Here is a 16,666-nt window from a genome sequence, read left to right as displayed (position 1 = left end):
GCCACCCCGCATTTCGCAAACCCTGCCGGATGGCGGTGCAGGCACCTTATCCGGCATGGGATGGCCGTTCTACTTCTTCGCCTGACGCGTCATGATGGTGCGATAGACCTTGAAGCGACCGGTCTGCGCGATAACTTCGTGGAAGCCAAACACTTCATCCAGTACCTTCGGATAAGGCAGGAAGGCGTTCGCCACGATACGCAGTTCACCGCCGCTGTTGAGGTGGCGCACTGCGCCGCGAATCAGCGTTTGCGCGGCATCGAGGCTGGTCTGCATCCCGTCGTGGAACGGTGGGTTGGAGATGATCATATCAAAGCGACCCGTCACGTCAGAAAAGACGTTACTGGCGATTACGTCTCCTTCAATACCGTTGGCAGCAAGCGTTGCGCGGCTGGCTTCAACGGCGGCGGCACTAACATCGCACAGGGTTAAGCGCACTTTTGGCGAGTGGCTGGCTAAGGCGACGGAGAGTACACCTGCACCGCAGCCGACATCCAAAACTTTGCCTTTGGTGTGCGGCGTCAGCGTGGAGAGCAGCAGTTGGCTGCCAACATCCAGGCCGTCACGGCTGAATACGCCCGGCAGCGTTTTGATGGTCAGATTTTCGGTCTGGTATTCATCCCAGTATTTTTCTGCATCAAAGACAGGCTGTTTTTCCAGACGACCATGGTACAGGCCACAGCGACGCGCGCTGTCGACTTTGTTCAGCGGCGCGTATTCGGCCAGCATCTGCTCTGCGCTACGAACGCCGCTGCGGTTCTCACCAACAACAAAAATATCGGTGCCCACCGGTAACAGCGACAGAATGTTCATCAACTGGAACTGGGCTTCCGGCTTATTCTTCGGCCAGTAGTAGATCAGCGTATCGCTATCGGTAACGTCATCAGCCTGGGCGACGAGGCTAAAGCGAACGTTGTCGCCCATCTGGCGGTTAAGCACCTGCCAGTGGTGAAGCTGCTGAGTGTGCGCACGGCTGGCGGCGCATTCAAAATGGGCAGGCAGGTCATCCTGCAAATCACCGGCAAACAGAATACGGCTTTGTTCGAAATCATCACTGTGGCGCAGCAAGACTTCACTTGCCGGGGTAAAAGCAGACATGGAGTGCTCCTTAAATTGTACAGCGGGGGATTATAGTTGTTTGATGGCACGGATTCGACAAATTTGCTATATTTGCGCCCCTGATAGACAGGAGTGTTTCGCTATGACATCCCGACGAGACTGGCAGTTACAGCAACTGGGCATTACGCAGTGGTCATTGCGTCGTCCCGGCGCACTGCAGGGCGAGATCGCGATTTCAATTCCTGCGCACGTCCGTTTGGTGATGGTTGCTGCACAATTACCCGCACTAACCGAACCGTTGATGAGCGATATTTTACGCGCATTAACCGTCAGCCCGGATCAGGTTTTACAACTGACGCCTGACCGTGTCGCCATGCTGCCGCAGGGCAGTCGCTGTAATAGCTGGCGGCTGGGAACCGAAGAGCCGCTGCTGCTGGAGGGCGCTCAGGTCGAGAGTCCTGCGTTTAATGAATTACGGGAAAACCCCGCGGCCCGCGCCGCGTTATGGCAACAAATCTGCGCATATGAACACGATTTCTTCCCTCGAACCGACTGATTTACCTGCAGCATTTCAGATTGAAAAACGCGCCCACGCTTTTCCGTGGAGTGAAAAAACATTTGCCAGCAACCAGGGCGATCGCTACCTCAATTTTCAGTTGAGGGTTGACGACGTAATGGCCGCCTTTGCGATTACACAGGTCGTGCTGGATGAAGCTACGCTGTTCAATATTGCCGTCGATCCTGACTTTCAGCGCCGGGGCCTGGGGCGTGAGCTACTGGAATACCTGATCGATGAGCTGGAAAAGCGTGGCATTTTGACACTGTGGCTTGAAGTGCGCGCCTCAAATGCTGCCGCTATCGCGCTGTACGAAAGCCTGGGCTTTAACGAGGCGACGATCCGGCGCAATTACTATCCGACGGCCGATGGTCATGAAGACGCCATTATAATGGCATTGCCAATCAGCATGTAAGACAAGGTGTAATGATGAAGAAGTGGGACTGGATTTTCTTTGATGCCGACGAAACGCTGTTTACGTTTGACTCGTTTACCGGCTTACAGCGGATGTTTCTCGACTATAGCATTACCTTTACCGCTGAAGATTTTCAGGACTACCAGGCCGTAAATAAACCGCTGTGGGTGGATTATCAAAACGGTGCGATAACCTCATTACAACTCCAGCACGCTCGTTTTCAGAGCTGGGCTGAACGCCTGAAGGTTGAGCCAGGCCAGCTTAATGACGCCTTTATCAATGCGATGGCGGAGATTTGCTCGCCGTTGCCAGGGGCGGTTTCTCTGCTCAATGCGATTCGTGATAAAACAAAAATCGGTATTATTACTAACGGCTTTACGGCGTTGCAGCAAATCCGCCTTGAGCGGACGGGGCTGCGCGACTATTTCGACCTGCTGGTGATTTCTGAGCAGGTTGGCGTGGCAAAACCCGATCCCCGTATTTTTGACCATGCGCTGGAGCAGGCGGGCAATCCTGAGCGTTCTCGCGTACTGATGGTGGGCGACACCGCAGAGTCCGATATTCTTGGCGGCATTAACGCCGGGCTATCCACCTGCTGGCTAAATACGCACCACCGCGAGCAGCCAGCGGGCATTCAGCCGACCTGGACCGTGGCGTCATTAAGTGAACTGGAGCGGCTCCTGTGTAAACACTGATTGCCTCCCCCCCGTTGATGGGTAAAATAGCCGCAATTTTTCGTATTCAACTTGCACGGCCTGTTGCCGTGCTTACCTAAGAAGATTTGACTATGACGTTGTCTCCTTATTTGCAAGAGGTGGCCAAACGCCGCACTTTTGCCATTATTTCTCACCCGGATGCCGGTAAAACGACAATTACTGAAAAGGTACTGTTATTCGGACAGGCGATTCAGACCGCCGGTACGGTAAAAGGCCGTGGCTCCAGCCAGCATGCGAAATCTGACTGGATGGAAATGGAAAAACAGCGTGGTATCTCCATTACCACCTCTGTGATGCAGTTTCCATATCATGACTGCCTGGTAAACCTGCTGGACACCCCAGGGCACGAAGACTTCTCTGAAGATACATACCGTACTCTGACGGCGGTGGACTGCTGCCTGATGGTCATCGACGCCGCAAAAGGTGTTGAAGACCGGACCCGTAAGTTGATGGAAGTTACCCGTCTGCGTGATACCCCGATCCTGACCTTTATGAACAAACTCGACCGTGACATCCGCGATCCGATGGAGCTGCTGGATGAAGTCGAGAATGAACTGAAAATCGGCTGTGCGCCGATCACCTGGCCGATTGGCTGCGGTAAGTTGTTCAAAGGCGTCTATCACCTATATAAAGACGAAACTTACCTGTACCAGACGGGTAAAGGGCACACCATTCAGGAAGTGCGCATTGTTAAAGGTCTGAACAACCCGGAACTCGATGCCGCCGTGGGGGAAGACCTGGCGCAGCAGTTGCGCGACGAGCTGGAGCTGGTGCAGGGCGCGTCTAACGAGTTCGACCATGAGCTGTTCCTCGCGGGCGAAATCACCCCGGTATTCTTCGGTACCGCGCTCGGTAACTTCGGCGTTGATCATATGCTGGATGGCTTAGTGGAGTGGGCGCCTGCGCCGATGCCGCGTAAAACCGACACCCGTGTCGTTGAAGCCTCAGAAGAAAAGTTCACCGGCTTCGTGTTTAAAATTCAGGCCAACATGGACCCGAAACACCGTGACCGCGTGGCGTTTATGCGCGTGGTGTCCGGCAAGTACGAGAAAGGTATGAAAATGCGCCAGGTGCGCATTGGTAAAGATGTGGTTATCTCCGATGCGCTGACTTTTATGGCCGGTGACCGTTCTCACGTGGAAGAAGCGTATCCGGGCGATATTCTGGGTCTGCACAACCACGGCACTATCCAGATTGGCGATACCTTTACCCAAGGCGAAATGATGAAGTTCACCGGTATTCCGAACTTCGCGCCGGAGCTGTTCCGTCGCATTCGTCTGAAGGATCCGTTGAAGCAGAAACAGCTGCTGAAAGGGCTGGTTCAGCTGTCCGAAGAGGGCGCAGTGCAGGTTTTCCGTCCGATCGCTAATAACGATCTGATCGTGGGCGCTGTTGGTGTGCTGCAGTTCGACGTGGTGGTTTCACGCCTGAAGAGCGAATACAACGTTGAAGCGATTTATGAGTCGGTCAACGTAGCGACAGCACGCTGGGTAGAGTGTTCTGACGTGAAGAAATTCGAAGAATTCAAGCGTAAAAACGAAATTCAGCTGGCGCTGGATGGCGGCGATAACCTCACTTATATCGCGCCGACCATGGTTAACCTGAATCTCACCCAGGAACGTTACCCTGACGTTCAGTTCCGCAAAACGCGCGAACACTAATCGACCTTCAGGGCACGGTATCCGCCGTGCCCTACAACTTTTCCTGTCTTTTAAATCCCTTGCGGAATGTTCTTAAAACCTCTCGTTTTTCTTTTGTTTGCACGTTTTTTAGTCAATCTGGACTGCGATCACGAAATCCTGAACTATATTTAACAATGTGATGACATAAATGTCGGCGTTAAATGCTTTTTAGGCTGCCTGTTGCAGCTTCTATTGCTGATATTTATTCCACTTACAAGATTAGTTGCTGGCTCAAGCCGTTTTACGGCAGAGCGCAGCTTTTAGCAAACATACAGGAATACATCGATGACAATGACAGGACTTAAGATTTCTAAAACGCTGCTGGCCGTGATGCTGACCTCCGCTGTTGCAACGGGTTCTGCTTATGCAGAAAACTCCACGACGGATAAAACGCAATCCGGCGTCGAAAGTGCGGGGCAGAAAGTCGATAGCTCCATGAACAAAGTCGGTAATTTCATGGATGACAGCACCATCACTGCGAAAGTAAAAGCCGCGCTGGTGGATCACGATAGCATTAAGAGCACCGACATTTCCGTTAAAACCGACCAGAAGGTGGTGACGCTAAGCGGGTTTGTTGAAAGCCAGGCACAGGCCGAAGAGGCCGTTAAAGTCGCCAAAGGCGTTGAGGGTGTGACCTCCGTTAGCGACAAACTGCACGTACGTGATAGCAAAGACACTTCTGTAAAAGGCTATGCGGGCGATACGGCAATCACCAGTGAGGTAAAAGCCAAGCTGCTGGCCGATGATATTGTCCCTTCCCGCAAAGTGAAAGTTGAAACCACCGATGGCGTGGTACAGCTTTCAGGAACCGTTGAATCACAGGCTCAAAGCGATCGCGCTGAGAGCATCGCCAAAGCGATTGATGGCGTGAAAAGCGTCAAAAACGATCTTAAAACTCACTAATTAGACTTAATTCGTCCTCCCGACGTTTGTCGGGAGGCGTGTTGTGCACCACACTGAAAATATCGCCGATGGGCAGCCTGAGTGCTCATATCAAGCGGTGACATTAACTATGGTAAAGGAGAAGCGCATGTTTCGATGGGGCATCATATTTCTGGTTATCGCGTTAATTGCCGCTGCACTGGGTTTTGGTGGACTGGCGGGTACCGCTGCTGGCGCAGCGAAAATTGTTTTTGTGGTGGGGATCATTCTGTTTCTGGTCAGCCTGTTTACAGGTCGTAAACGGCCCTAGCGACATCCCCTTTATTCTTCAAGTTAAAGGTGCGTTGGCTACGCGTGCTCGCCCGTATCACTTACCAGGGTAAGCAGATCGGGATTCACGCCCTTGCCGCCTTCTTGTGACTCGAATTATTTTGGGGATTAACCGTAAAGATAACTTGCTACTAAGCCAGTCCACCGGACTGGCTTTTACGGTTTTAGCATCAGGCAATTTGCGTTACTTTGTTGTTCTATTACAAAAACAACAGGAAGGCAGAGGTGGGGCAGAGAATACCCGTCACGCTCGGCAATATTGCGCCGTTATCGTTACGTCCGTTTCAACCAGGCAGTATGGCGCTGGTGTGTGAGGGCGGCGGACAAAGAGGCATCTTCACCGCTGGCGTACTGGATGAATTCATGCGCGCGCAGTTCAATCCTTTTGATCTCTTCTACGGGACCTCCGCTGGTGCGCAAAACCTTTCAGCCTATCTTTGTAACCAGCCGGGTTACGGCCGTAAAGTTATCATGCGTTACACTACCCGACGTGAATTTTTTGACCCGGTGCGCTTTGTGCGCGGGGGAAATTTAATCGATCTCGATTGGCTGGTGGATTCGACTGCGTCTCAGATGCCGCTGGCGATGGATAACGCCGAGCGCCTGTTTGCCGCAGGGAAATCGTTTTATATGTGCGCCTGTCGGGGCGATGACTACACGCCTGGCTATTTTTCGCCGAACCGGCAAAACTGGCTCGATCTTATTCGTGCCTCCAGCGCTATTCCCGGGTTCTACCGCGCCGGGGTTGCGCTGGATGGTGTGAATTATCTCGATGGGGGAGTCAGCGACGCCATTCCCGTGCAGGAAGCGGCGAAGCAGGGGGCAAAAACGCTGGTGGTTATCCGCACCGTGCCTTCGCAAATGTATTACACCCCGCAGTGGTTCAAGCGTATGGAACGCTGGCTGGGCGAAAGCAGCCTGCAACCGCTGCTGAATCTGGTCCAGCACCATGAAGCCAGCTATCGCGCGATTCAGAGTTTTATTGAGAAACCGCCGGGCAAGCTGCGTATCTTTGAGATCTACCCGCCCAAACCGCTCCATAGCATGGCATTAGGAAGCCGTATTCCGGCGCTGCGGGAAGATTACAAGACCGGACGCCTGTGTGGTCGTTACTTCCTGGCAACCGTCGGCAAGCTGCTGGCGAAAAATGCGCCGCTGCCTCGTCAGACGCCGAAGATTGTGGTGCCGGGACCGGTCGTGGTTCCACCTGCGCCGGTGGCTAACGACGCTCACGCCCCCGTGGTGACCAATGCGCCTCAGGCTAACGACACGACGTTTAATAATGAGGATTTGGCGTGAGTTATCGTTTTATTGATACGCATTGTCACTTTGATTTTCCGCCGTTTACGGGCGATGAATCTGCCAGTATTCAGGGCGCGGCTGACGTCGGCGTGCAAAGCATTATCGTTCCGGCCACCCAGGCGGCAAATTTTTCCCGTGTACTGGCGTTAGCGGAAAATTACCCTCCATTGTTTGCAGCCCTGGGGCTGCACCCCATTGTTATTGAGCAACATAGCGATGACTGCCTGGAGCAGTTGCAGCAGGCGCTGGATAAGCGTCCGCAAAAGCTGGTGGCGGTAGGTGAGATTGGGCTGGATCTTTATCGGGACGATCCGCAATTCGATAAACAAGAGCGGCTGCTGGAAGCGCAGCTGAAGCTGGCGAAGCGTTACGAACTGCCGGTGATCCTGCATTCGCGGCGCACTCATGACAAGCTGGCGATGCACCTGAAACGCCATGCTTTACCGCGAACCGGCGTGGTGCATGGATTTTCCGGGAGCGTGCAGCAGGCCGAACGTTTTGTGCAACTGGGCTACAAAATTGGCGTGGGCGGCACTATTACCTATCCGCGCGCCAGTAAAACCCGCGAGGTAATGGCGCAACTGCCGCTGGACTCACTGCTGCTGGAAACTGACGCGCCGGATATGCCGCTCAACGGCTTTCAGGGACAGCCCAATCGCCCGGAGCAGGTGGTCAGAGTCTTTGATGTCCTCTGCGAGCTGCGCCCGGAACCTGCGGATGTTATCGCTGATGCGCTGTATCGCAATACGACGGCGTTATTTGATTTTTAATTGCCGGACGACGGATGCGTCACAGCCGGCAATCACAGGTACAGCGCCGGGAAGATCAAATTATCCACCCCGCGCTCGCGCAATCCTTGTGCCAGTTGCTCCACATCCTCAGGCGTGGCGCTCGGCCAGTCCTTCGCTTCGCCGTACACCCCGTGCGCATGAAAGGCATTTAGCCGCACCGGTACATCACCTGAACGTTTGATAAACGCCGCCAGTGCATCGATATGCTGTAGATAATCCACGTGGCCAGGAATAACCAGCAGGCGCAGTTCCGCAAGTTTTCCCTGCCCGGACAAAAAGGTAATGCTTTGTTTAATCAGCGTGTTATCGCGGCCAGTCAACTGTCGATGACACGCGCTATCCCAGGCTTTTAAATCGAGCATTACGCCGTCGCATACCGGCAGCAGTTTTTGCCAGCCGGTTTCGCTCAGTATGCCGTTGCTGTCTACCATGCAGGTCAGGTGTTGCAGCTGCGGATCGGTTTTGATTGCGTTAAACAGCGCCACGATAAACGGCAACTGGGTGGTCGCTTCGCCGCCGCTGACCGTAATTCCTTCAATAAACAGCACCGCCTTGCGAATATGCTGCAGCACTTCATCAATGCTCAGGGTTTGCGCCATCGGCGTGGCCTGCTGTGGGCACATGTGCAGGCAGGTATCGCACTGCTGACATACGTCGGATTGCCATCTCACTTTCCCCGCACTCAGGCTCAGCGCCTCATGCGGGCAATGCAGGACACATTCCCCGCAGTCGTTGCAGCGTCCCATCGTCCACGGATTGTGGCAATTTTTACAGCGCAGGTTACATCCTTGCAGAAACAGAGCCAGGCGACTGCCCGGCCCGTCGACGCAGGAGAAAGGAATGATCTTACTTACTGAAGCGCATCTGCTGTTCATGGCTAATCACGCGAGGTTGTCGTTCCAGAATGCGCGTATTGCGCGCGGCTTCTTCGCCCAGCCAGGTGGTGTTGGTGCGTGAACCTTCGGCGCGATATTTTTCCAGATCCGACAGGCGTACCATATAGCCGGTGACGCGGACCAGATCGTTACCACTCACGTTGGCGGTAAACTCACGCATCCCAGCTTTAAACGCCCCGAGGCACAATTGCACCAGCGCCTGAGGATTGCGCTTGATGGTTTCATCCAGCGTGAGAATGTCGCTGATCCCAGCGTGATAATACGCATGATGCGGCGCGACGGTTTGCAGGTGAGTGATCGGATCCGGCTCATCGCCGTAGGGCAGACGCGCGCCCGGCGTGGTGCCGATGTCAGAACTGATCCCTGACTGTGCGTGCAGCATTGCGCGCTGCTTCCAGCCAAATTTCACCGGGGTACTTTCTACAAACTCCGCCAGTTGGGCGCTGATGCGATAGCCGAGCTGATTGGCGACCTCATCTTTTCCGTAGCGAGCATTCTGCCCCGCCTTATCGCACAGCAGATTCACCGCCTCCGCCAGGCCATACATGCCGAACATAGGGACAAAACGTTCGGGATCAATCAACCCTTCCTGCACCAGGAAGCTATTCTCAAAGAAATGTGATTTTTCATAGAGGAATTCACATCGTGAATCAATGATGGCGATTTGCTGCTGGCAATAGTGCGGTAGGGTACGCGTAAAGAAGTCATCGACAGAGGTGCTGCGCTCTGCGATGGCTTTCAGATTGAGCCTGACCAGCGTGCTTCCACCCCCGGCGAGCGGCAACGAGTTGTAACAGCTGACGACGCCATACTGACCTTTTGTGAAAATTTTATCATTTTCGGGGCCGTTGGAAATGTGCGGCTTACTGCACTCGCAGATATTTTGCGCCACGTTGAGCAGCAGGTCGTCAGGTGTAATTTGCGGATCATAAATGAACGTCAAATTAGGCGAAACCTGCTTTAACTCTGCGTCTGCGCGTAAAATTGCACGGGTGACAGGCGTATCAGCGGGGCCGATATTGGCATGCATAAATGCGTCTGGCAGGGTTCTGTCGAGATAACGCCAGAAACGTTTTATTCGAATATCGATCTCATCTTGTGTTAGAATTCTAACATACGGTTGCAACAGAACGTCGAGCTGGCCGAGATAGACCGGCATCGAGGTGACTGACGGAACGTGGTGATACAGGATGGTGAGTAAGGATAACGCGTCATCAAGATCCCTGGCTCCTTCCAGTTCCAGCCATGAGGAACCGTTGGCCAGAAAACGCGCGTAGTCGGGTAAAACATAGCGCGGTTTGAACGGGGCATGACCTTCATACATATCGCAGATCACCCCGTCATCCAGCGCCTGGCGAGCCTCAGCAGGTAGTTGCGGGTAAGGCAGCGCGTTTTCAGCCTCCAGCGCCAGGAAGTGGCGTTTCTGCTCAGGGCTGAGCACCGGACTGGTCACGATTTGTTGGCAACGCTGTTGCAGCGCGAGTTCGCTTGAAGTGGGCATCGTTGATTCCTTTTTATCCCGAAGGTGTAACGCCATTGTAGAAAGCAACGCCGCCACAACCTTTGATCCGGATGCGCCTGATGCCACCGCATCCCTTCTTGAAAGGTGATTTATTTGAAGTAGATCTCATTAGAGTAATGCAAATCTGTATGTGGTTTTCATTAACTGTGATGTATATCGAAGTGTAATAGCGAGCGGATGTTAGAATACTAACAAACTCGCAAGGTGAAATTTTATACGGCGATGCCGTTGGAGAATGTTATGACCGATTTAACAGCAAGCAGCCTGCGTGCACTGAAACTGATGGACCTGACCACCCTGAATGACGACGACACCAATGAAAAAGTGATCGCGCTGTGTCATCAGGCGAAGACCCCGGTAGGCAACACTGCCGCTATTTGCATCTATCCGCGTTTCATTCCTATCGCGCGTAAGACGCTGAAAGAGCAAGGCACTCCGGACATCCGTATTGCAACCGTGACCAACTTCCCGCACGGCAACGACGACATCGAGATTGCGCTGGCTGAAACCCGCGCGGCGATTGCCTACGGCGCGGATGAAGTTGACGTGGTGTTCCCTTACCGTGCCCTGATCGCCGGTAACGAGCAGGTTGGTTTTGATCTGGTTAAAGCATGTAAAGATGCGTGTGCGGCGGCAAACGTGCTGCTGAAAGTGATCATCGAAACCGGTGAGCTGAAAGAAGAGAGTCTTATCCGTAAAGCGTCTGAAATCTCCATCAAAGCGGGTGCTGATTTCATCAAAACCTCTACCGGTAAAGTGCCGGTAAATGCGACGCCGGAAAGCGCACGCATCATGATGGAAGTGATCCGCGACATGGGCGTTTCTAAAACTGTAGGTTTCAAACCGGCAGGCGGCGTGCGTACTGCAGAAGATGCACAGCAGTTCCTGGCGATTGCTGACGAACTGTTTGGCGCTGACTGGGCCGATTCCCGTCACTATCGTTTTGGCGCATCCAGCCTGCTGGCGAGCCTGCTGAAAGCGCTGGGTCACGGCGACGGTAAGAGCGCAAGCAGCTACTAATTACTCGTCATACTGCAAGCCGCAGGTGCGTTAGCTGCACTCCCTCACCCCAGTCACTTACTGTAGTAAGCGCCTGGGGATGAGCTTCCTTGCCGCTTCCTGCGACTCGAATTGTTTAGAGTAATCATTCATTGCAGTGGGTTTTCCGCTGCATTTAACCTGATTTATCGGGGGTTACCATGTTTCTCGCACAAGAAATTATTCGTAAAAAACGTGATGGTCATGCGCTGAGCGATGAAGAGATTCGCTTCTTTATCAATGGGATTCGCGACAACACCATCTCTGAAGGGCAAATCGCCGCCCTGGCGATGACCATTTTCTTCCACGATATGACAATGCCTGAGCGTGTTTCGCTGACCATGGCAATGCGTGATTCAGGAACCGTGCTGGACTGGAAAAGCCTGCAGCTGAACGGCCCGATTGTGGATAAACACTCTACCGGCGGCGTGGGTGACGTAACGTCACTGATGTTAGGCCCGATGGTCGCTGCATGTGGCGGCTATATTCCGATGATCTCCGGACGTGGTCTGGGTCATACCGGCGGTACGCTCGATAAACTGGAAGCCATCCCAGGGTTTGACATCTTCCCGGACGATGCGCGTTTCCGTGAAATTATTAAAGACGTGGGTGTGGCGATTATTGGGCAAACCAGCTCGCTCGCACCGGCGGATAAACGTTTTTATGCCACCCGCGATATTACCGCGACGGTGGATTCCATCCCGCTGATTACCGGCTCTATCCTGGCGAAAAAGCTGGCGGAAGGGCTGGATGCGCTGGTGATGGATGTGAAAGTCGGCAGCGGCGCCTTTATGCCGACCTATGAGCTTTCTGAAGCGCTTGCCGAAGCGATTGTCGGCGTGGCGAACGGGGCGGGTGTACGTACCACCGCGCTGTTAACCGATATGAACCAGGTACTGGCATCCAGCGCAGGTAACGCGGTTGAAGTCCGCGAAGCGGTGCAGTTCCTGACAGGTGAATACTGCAATCCACGTCTGTTAGACGTCACGATGGCGCTGTGCGTGGAAATGCTGATCTCCGGCAATCTGGCGAAAGACGATGTCGAAGCCCGTGCGAAATTGCAGGCGGTGCTGGATAACGGCAAAGCGGCAGAGATTTTTGGTCGCATGGTTGCGGCGCAGAAAGGCCCGACCGATTTCGTCGAAAATTATGCGAAGTACCTGCCGACGGCAATGCTCAGCAAAGCGGTATATGCTGATACCGAAGGTTTTGTCAGCGCTATGGATACCCGTGCGCTGGGAATGGCGGTTGTTTCCATGGGCGGCGGTCGTCGTCAGGCTTCGGACACCATTGATTACAGCGTTGGCTTTAGCGACATGGCGCGTCTGGGCGACAGCGTAGACGGACAGCGTCCGCTGGCGGTGATCCACGCCAAAGACGAAGCCAGCTGGCAGGAAGCGGCGAAAGCGGTCAAAGCGGCAATTAGCCTTGACGATAAAGCGCCAGAAATTACACCGACAGTCTATCGTCGTATTACCGAATAACTGTATACTGATCTGATCGCTTTTTTGCGGCGCAGATGTTGGAGAACAAGATGAAACGTGCATTTATTATGGTGCTGGACTCCTTTGGTATTGGTGCGACTGAAGATGCGGATCGCTTTGGCGACGTAGGCTCAGACACTATGGGACACATTGCAGAAGCCTGTGCGAAAGGCGAAGCTGACAAGGGTCGCAAAGGTCCACTGAATCTGCCTAACCTGACCCGTCTGGGCCTGGTGAAAGCTCACGAAGGTTCTACCGGTAAAATTGCTGCTGGTATGGACGGTAACGCGGAAGTGATTGGTGCCTACGCCTGGGCGCATGAACTCTCTTCCGGGAAAGACACGCCGTCTGGCCACTGGGAAATCGCGGGTGTTCCGGTTCTGTTTGACTGGGGTTATTTCTCCGATCATGACAACAGCTTCCCGCAGGAACTGCTGGATAAACTGGTCAAACGTGCCAACCTGCCGGGCTACCTCGGCAACTGCCACTCTTCCGGTACCGTGATCCTGGATCAACTGGGTGAAGAGCATATGAAAACCGGCAAGCCGATTTTCTATACTTCTGCAGATTCCGTGTTCCAGATTGCCTGTCACGAAGAGACTTTTGGCCTGGATAAACTCTACGAACTGTGTGAAATCGCTCGTGAAGAACTGACCGAAGGTGGTTACAACATCGGTCGTGTTATCGCGCGTCCGTTTATCGGTGATAAAGCGGGTAATTTCCAGCGTACCGGTAACCGTCACGATCTGGCCGTTGAGCCGCCAGCACCGACCGTGCTGCAGAAACTGGTCGACGAGAAAGACGGTCACGTGGTTTCCGTCGGTAAAATCGCGGATATCTACGCTAACTGCGGCATCACCAAAAAAGTGAAAGCTACCGGCCTGGACGCGCTGTTCGACGCCACCATCAAAGAGATGAAAGAAGCGGGTGATAAGACCATTGTCTTCACTAACTTCGTTGATTTCGACTCTTCCTGGGGACATCGTCGCGATATCGCTGGTTACGCTGCAGGTCTGGAACTGTTCGACCGCCGTTTACCTGAACTGATGGAACTGGTGGGTGAAGATGACATTCTGATCCTGACTGCTGACCACGGCTGTGACCCGAGCTGGACCGGCACTGACCACACCCGTGAGCACATTCCGGTGCTGGTTTACGGCCCGAAAGTGAAACCAGGTTCTTTAGGTCACCGTGAAACTTTCGCGGATATTGGCCAGACGCTGGCGAGCTACTTTGGTACATCGCCGATGGACTACGGTAAAAACATGCTGTGATACCCGTTGTCTTTCGCGCTGTAGATGCGTTGACTTCATTCGCTCACCCCGGTCACATAGGTAATCTATGTTCCCGGGGGTTCCGAATTCGTCGCCTTCCTACAACGCGAAATCCTTAGGGTATTTGAATTCGTTTTGTCGGTTGGGTAAGGCATTGCTACCCCCTCGACAAAAACAATAAATCAAAAGGGAACTGAAGATGGCAACTCCACATATTAATGCAGAAATGGGTGATTTCGCTGACGTCGTATTGATGCCGGGCGACCCGCTGCGCGCAAAGCATATTGCTGAAACTTTCCTCGAAGATGTTCGTGAAGTGAACAACGTTCGCGGCATGTTAGGTTTCACCGGTACTTACAAAGGCCGTAAGATCTCCGTTATGGGTCACGGGATGGGTATCCCGTCCTGCTCTATCTACACCAAAGAGCTGATCACCGATTTTGGCGTGAAGAAAATCATTCGCGTAGGCTCCTGCGGCGCTGTGCGTATGGACGTTAAACTGCGTGACGTGGTTATCGGTATGGGCGCCTGCACCGACTCCAAAGTAAACCGTATCCGTTTTAAAGATCATGACTTCGCAGCTATCGCTGACTTCGACATGGTGCGTAACGCAGTTGATGCGGCAAAAGCGCTGGGCGTAGACGCGCGCGTGGGCAACCTGTTCTCCGCTGACCTGTTCTACTCTCCGGACGGCGAAATGTTCGACGTAATGGAAAAATACGGCGTGCTGGGCGTGGAAATGGAAGCGGCGGGTATCTATGGCGTTGCGGCTGAGTTTGGTGCGAAAGCGCTGACCATCTGCACCGTGTCCGACCATATCCGTACTCACGAGCAGACCACTGCCGCTGAACGTCAGACGACCTTCAACGACATGATCAAAATCGCACTGGAATCCGTTCTGCTGGGCGATAAAGAGTAAGTGTTGTGATGCCCGGTAGCGCTGCGCTTACCGGGCTACAATCGATGTATGCCGGACCGCCATCCGGCATTTTCAGGCCAGCGTTTAGCTCACTGCACTGGCAATCCACGCTGACAGCTCGCGTAACTCTTTCTCCTGCTGTGGGAAATCAACCAGCAGCGCTTCGCACTCCTGTTGCAGCATATCCGCACGGTACAAACACCCCTGCAGACGACCCGCCAGCGCTTCTAACGGCGCGGGATTGAGGCTGTCGGTAAAGACCTGCGTACGGGTGATATGACCTTTTTCCACGTCGAAATGCAGCTCAACGCCGCCCCAGGTGAAACGCTCGTCCAGAAGGTGCGAGAACGCAGGCGCCTGACCAAAATTCCACTCCCAACTGCTCTGACGGGCAAAGGTTTCGGCAAAGTTCGGCAGATCCGGGGTTTTGTCCGGCGAGATAATTTCCGCTTCGACACGTTCGCCGTAGTGGGCAAAAAAGGCTTCCGTGATGGCCTGACAGACCTGTTGATGGGTGATGCCCGGCAACAGCTCCGTTAGATTCGCTACGCGTGAGCGAACCGAGGTGATGCCTTTGGCGGCGAGTTTCTTTTTATCCGGATTGAGATAGTTTGCCAGGCGGCTGAGATCGGCGTTCAACAACAGCGTGCCGTGGTGGAATCCGCGGTCTTTCGTTTCCCGATAAGCAGAGCCGGAAACTTTGCGATCGCCGTCTGGCGTTTTCACGACCAGATCGTTACGCCCGGAGGCGTCGGCGTCTACGCCCAGCGCGTTCAGGGCATGGAGGACAATAGCGGTAGAGATGGTTTTGTCGTACTCCGGTTTACCGGCCATAAAGGTAAAGCAGGTATTGCCTAAGTCATGGAACACCGCGCCGCCGCCGCTGCTGCGACGGGCGAGCCGCACGTTGTCTTCTTCCATACGGCGGGTATTACACTCTTTCCACGGGTTTTGCGCCCGGCCAATCACCACCGTATCGGCGTTACGCCACAAGAACAGGACGCGCTGCGTGGCGGGCATCTGGCGAAAAATGCACTCTTCGACCGCGAGGTTAAACCACGGATCGTAAGAGTCTGAGATAAGCAGGCGTAGTGTCGTCATGGTCGATTTCCTTTCTGTTATTACTCTTTCTTCTCGTTGTCTTCTTCCTGTACCGGTTTGTTGGCGGTCAGCAGGAAAGGGGATTGCTGCCAGCGGGTGCGCTTGCCTTGCAATAAGGTACGGGTGAGCACCACGCCAATTGCCAGTGACAGAAGCAGCATTAGGCGTAAGATGTTGGTGGTGTTATCCACCTGCTTGGCTTCGGTGGCGAGCGTGTGGGTATCCAGCGTCAGGCGTAGATAGCCCAGCGGACCATTTCTTCCCTGAATGGGCTCGACAATCTGCTGGTTAAAATAGCCCCCGGCTTTTTTGCCGTCCAACGCCAGTCGGTCTCGAACGTTGACGCTCTCACCGGTGCGTGTAATCAGGTCTCCCTTTTCATCGTAGACGCCCGCATCCAGAATACGGCTACTTTCCGTGAGCTGCGAGAGTACCGCTTTAATGCGCTTTTCATCCGGCGTTTCGGTACGCATCAGCGGGGCGACGTTCAAGGAGACCTGGCGAGCCAGCGTGCGCGCCAGCTCTTCGAGCTGCGGATTACGCTGCTGTTGGTGGCTTTGACTAAACCAGGACGCGCCCTGCATCAGAGCAACGAGCAGCGCAAGGCAGGACAATACAATCACTGCACGATGAAGTCGGAATTTCAGTTTTGTGCGAGCCATATTCCACCTGCTGAAAATTTGAGACTTAATGTTGCCA

At 53.9% G+C, this 16,666-nt stretch carries 17 protein-coding genes; 12 read left to right on the top strand and 5 right to left on the bottom strand.

Annotated features, from left to right (window positions below; genetic code table 11):
- Window positions 1-69: 69 nt before the first annotated feature.
- Complete coding sequence (gene rsmC, locus OGV52_RS12615) at window positions 70-1,098, bottom strand: 16S rRNA (guanine(1207)-N(2))-methyltransferase RsmC (RefSeq protein WP_200049717.1); 1,029 nt, start codon at window positions 1,096-1,098, stop codon at window positions 70-72.
- A gap of 103 nt (window positions 1,099-1,201) precedes the next feature.
- Between rsmC and holD the strand changes: the two genes are divergently transcribed.
- The 8 genes from holD to OGV52_RS12575 all read left to right on the top strand — a co-directional run bounded on the left by holD (window position 1,202) and on the right by OGV52_RS12575 (window position 7,712).
- Complete coding sequence (gene holD / locus OGV52_RS12610) at window positions 1,202-1,615, top strand: DNA polymerase III subunit psi (RefSeq protein ID WP_003837254.1); 414 nt, start codon at window positions 1,202-1,204, stop codon at window positions 1,613-1,615.
- Window positions 1,584-2,030, top strand: a complete 447-nt coding sequence (gene rimI / locus OGV52_RS12605) for a ribosomal protein S18-alanine N-acetyltransferase (protein ID WP_005123887.1) — start codon at window positions 1,584-1,586, stop codon at window positions 2,028-2,030. Before holD ends, rimI begins: the two co-directional genes overlap by 32 nt.
- Before the next feature lie 14 nt (window positions 2,031-2,044).
- Window positions 2,045-2,725, top strand: coding sequence for a pyrimidine 5'-nucleotidase (yjjG, locus tag OGV52_RS12600; RefSeq protein ID WP_016151600.1), 681 nt, complete (start codon window positions 2,045-2,047; stop codon window positions 2,723-2,725).
- Between the two features lie 92 nt (window positions 2,726-2,817).
- Window positions 2,818-4,407, top strand: a complete 1,590-nt coding sequence (gene prfC, locus OGV52_RS12595) for a peptide chain release factor 3 (protein ID WP_016151601.1) — start codon at window positions 2,818-2,820, stop codon at window positions 4,405-4,407.
- Window positions 4,408-4,713: 306 nt separating this feature from the next.
- The gene (gene osmY, locus OGV52_RS12590) at window positions 4,714-5,331 is read left to right on the top strand and encodes a molecular chaperone OsmY (RefSeq protein WP_016151602.1); all 618 of its coding nucleotides are present in this window, start codon (window positions 4,714-4,716) and stop codon (window positions 5,329-5,331) included.
- A gap of 127 nt (window positions 5,332-5,458) precedes the next feature.
- Window positions 5,459-5,620, top strand: a complete 162-nt coding sequence (locus tag OGV52_RS12585; protein ID WP_003019081.1) for a DUF1328 domain-containing protein — start codon at window positions 5,459-5,461, stop codon at window positions 5,618-5,620.
- 245 nt (window positions 5,621-5,865) lie between these two features.
- Window positions 5,866-6,939, top strand: coding sequence for a patatin-like phospholipase family protein (locus OGV52_RS12580; protein WP_016151604.1), 1,074 nt, complete (start codon window positions 5,866-5,868; stop codon window positions 6,937-6,939).
- Window positions 6,936-7,712, top strand: a complete 777-nt coding sequence (locus tag OGV52_RS12575) for a metal-dependent hydrolase (RefSeq protein WP_016155630.1) — start codon at window positions 6,936-6,938, stop codon at window positions 7,710-7,712. Before OGV52_RS12580 ends, OGV52_RS12575 begins: the two co-directional genes overlap by 4 nt.
- 32 nt (window positions 7,713-7,744) lie before the next feature.
- On the opposite strand, the gene OGV52_RS12570 is transcribed toward OGV52_RS12575, so the two are convergent.
- Together OGV52_RS12570 and OGV52_RS12565 are read right to left on the bottom strand one after the other, a co-directional pair.
- Window positions 7,745-8,608, bottom strand: coding sequence for a YjjW family glycine radical enzyme activase (locus tag OGV52_RS12570; protein ID WP_287108585.1), 864 nt, complete (start codon window positions 8,606-8,608; stop codon window positions 7,745-7,747).
- Window positions 8,580-10,130 carry a YjjI family glycine radical enzyme gene (locus OGV52_RS12565; RefSeq protein ID WP_019078317.1) on the bottom strand — a complete coding sequence of 517 codons (1,551 nt, stop codon included), beginning with the start codon at window positions 10,128-10,130 and terminating at the stop codon, window positions 8,580-8,582. The genes OGV52_RS12570 and OGV52_RS12565 overlap by 29 nt, the downstream gene beginning before the upstream one ends.
- Before the next feature lie 261 nt (window positions 10,131-10,391).
- Here OGV52_RS12565 and deoC point away from each other — a divergent pair, with 261 nt between their 5' ends.
- From deoC to deoD, 4 genes are all read left to right on the top strand, one after another.
- Window positions 10,392-11,171, top strand: a complete 780-nt coding sequence (gene deoC, locus OGV52_RS12560) for a deoxyribose-phosphate aldolase (protein WP_016155634.1) — start codon at window positions 10,392-10,394, stop codon at window positions 11,169-11,171.
- A gap of 179 nt (window positions 11,172-11,350) precedes the next feature.
- Window positions 11,351-12,673, top strand: a complete 1,323-nt coding sequence (gene deoA, locus OGV52_RS12555) for a thymidine phosphorylase (protein WP_287108583.1) — start codon at window positions 11,351-11,353, stop codon at window positions 12,671-12,673.
- A gap of 50 nt (window positions 12,674-12,723) precedes the next feature.
- The gene (gene deoB, locus OGV52_RS12550) at window positions 12,724-13,947 is read left to right on the top strand and encodes a phosphopentomutase (protein ID WP_016151610.1); all 1,224 of its coding nucleotides are present in this window, start codon (window positions 12,724-12,726) and stop codon (window positions 13,945-13,947) included.
- Between the two features lie 199 nt (window positions 13,948-14,146).
- A complete protein-coding gene (gene deoD, locus OGV52_RS12545; RefSeq protein ID WP_000224864.1) occupies window positions 14,147-14,866 on the top strand; it encodes a purine-nucleoside phosphorylase in 720 nt (239 codons plus the stop codon).
- Window positions 14,867-14,950: 84 nt separating this feature from the next.
- On the opposite strand, the gene lplA is transcribed toward deoD, so the two are convergent.
- Window positions 14,951-15,967, bottom strand: coding sequence for a lipoate--protein ligase (gene lplA, locus OGV52_RS12540; protein WP_016151611.1), 1,017 nt, complete (start codon window positions 15,965-15,967; stop codon window positions 14,951-14,953).
- A 20-nt stretch (window positions 15,968-15,987) separates the two neighbouring features.
- Window positions 15,988-16,629, bottom strand: a complete 642-nt coding sequence (locus tag OGV52_RS12535; protein WP_016155636.1) for a YtjB family periplasmic protein — start codon at window positions 16,627-16,629, stop codon at window positions 15,988-15,990.
- Window positions 16,630-16,666 lie beyond the last annotated feature (37 nt).

Origin of the sequence: Citrobacter sp. Cb041 (genome assembly GCF_030336655.1) — a bacterium.
Classification (GTDB): domain Bacteria; phylum Pseudomonadota; class Gammaproteobacteria; order Enterobacterales; family Enterobacteriaceae; genus Citrobacter; species Citrobacter braakii.
Note: the sequence above shows the minus strand (reverse complement) of the source record. Positions and strands in the feature narration are given on the sequence as shown.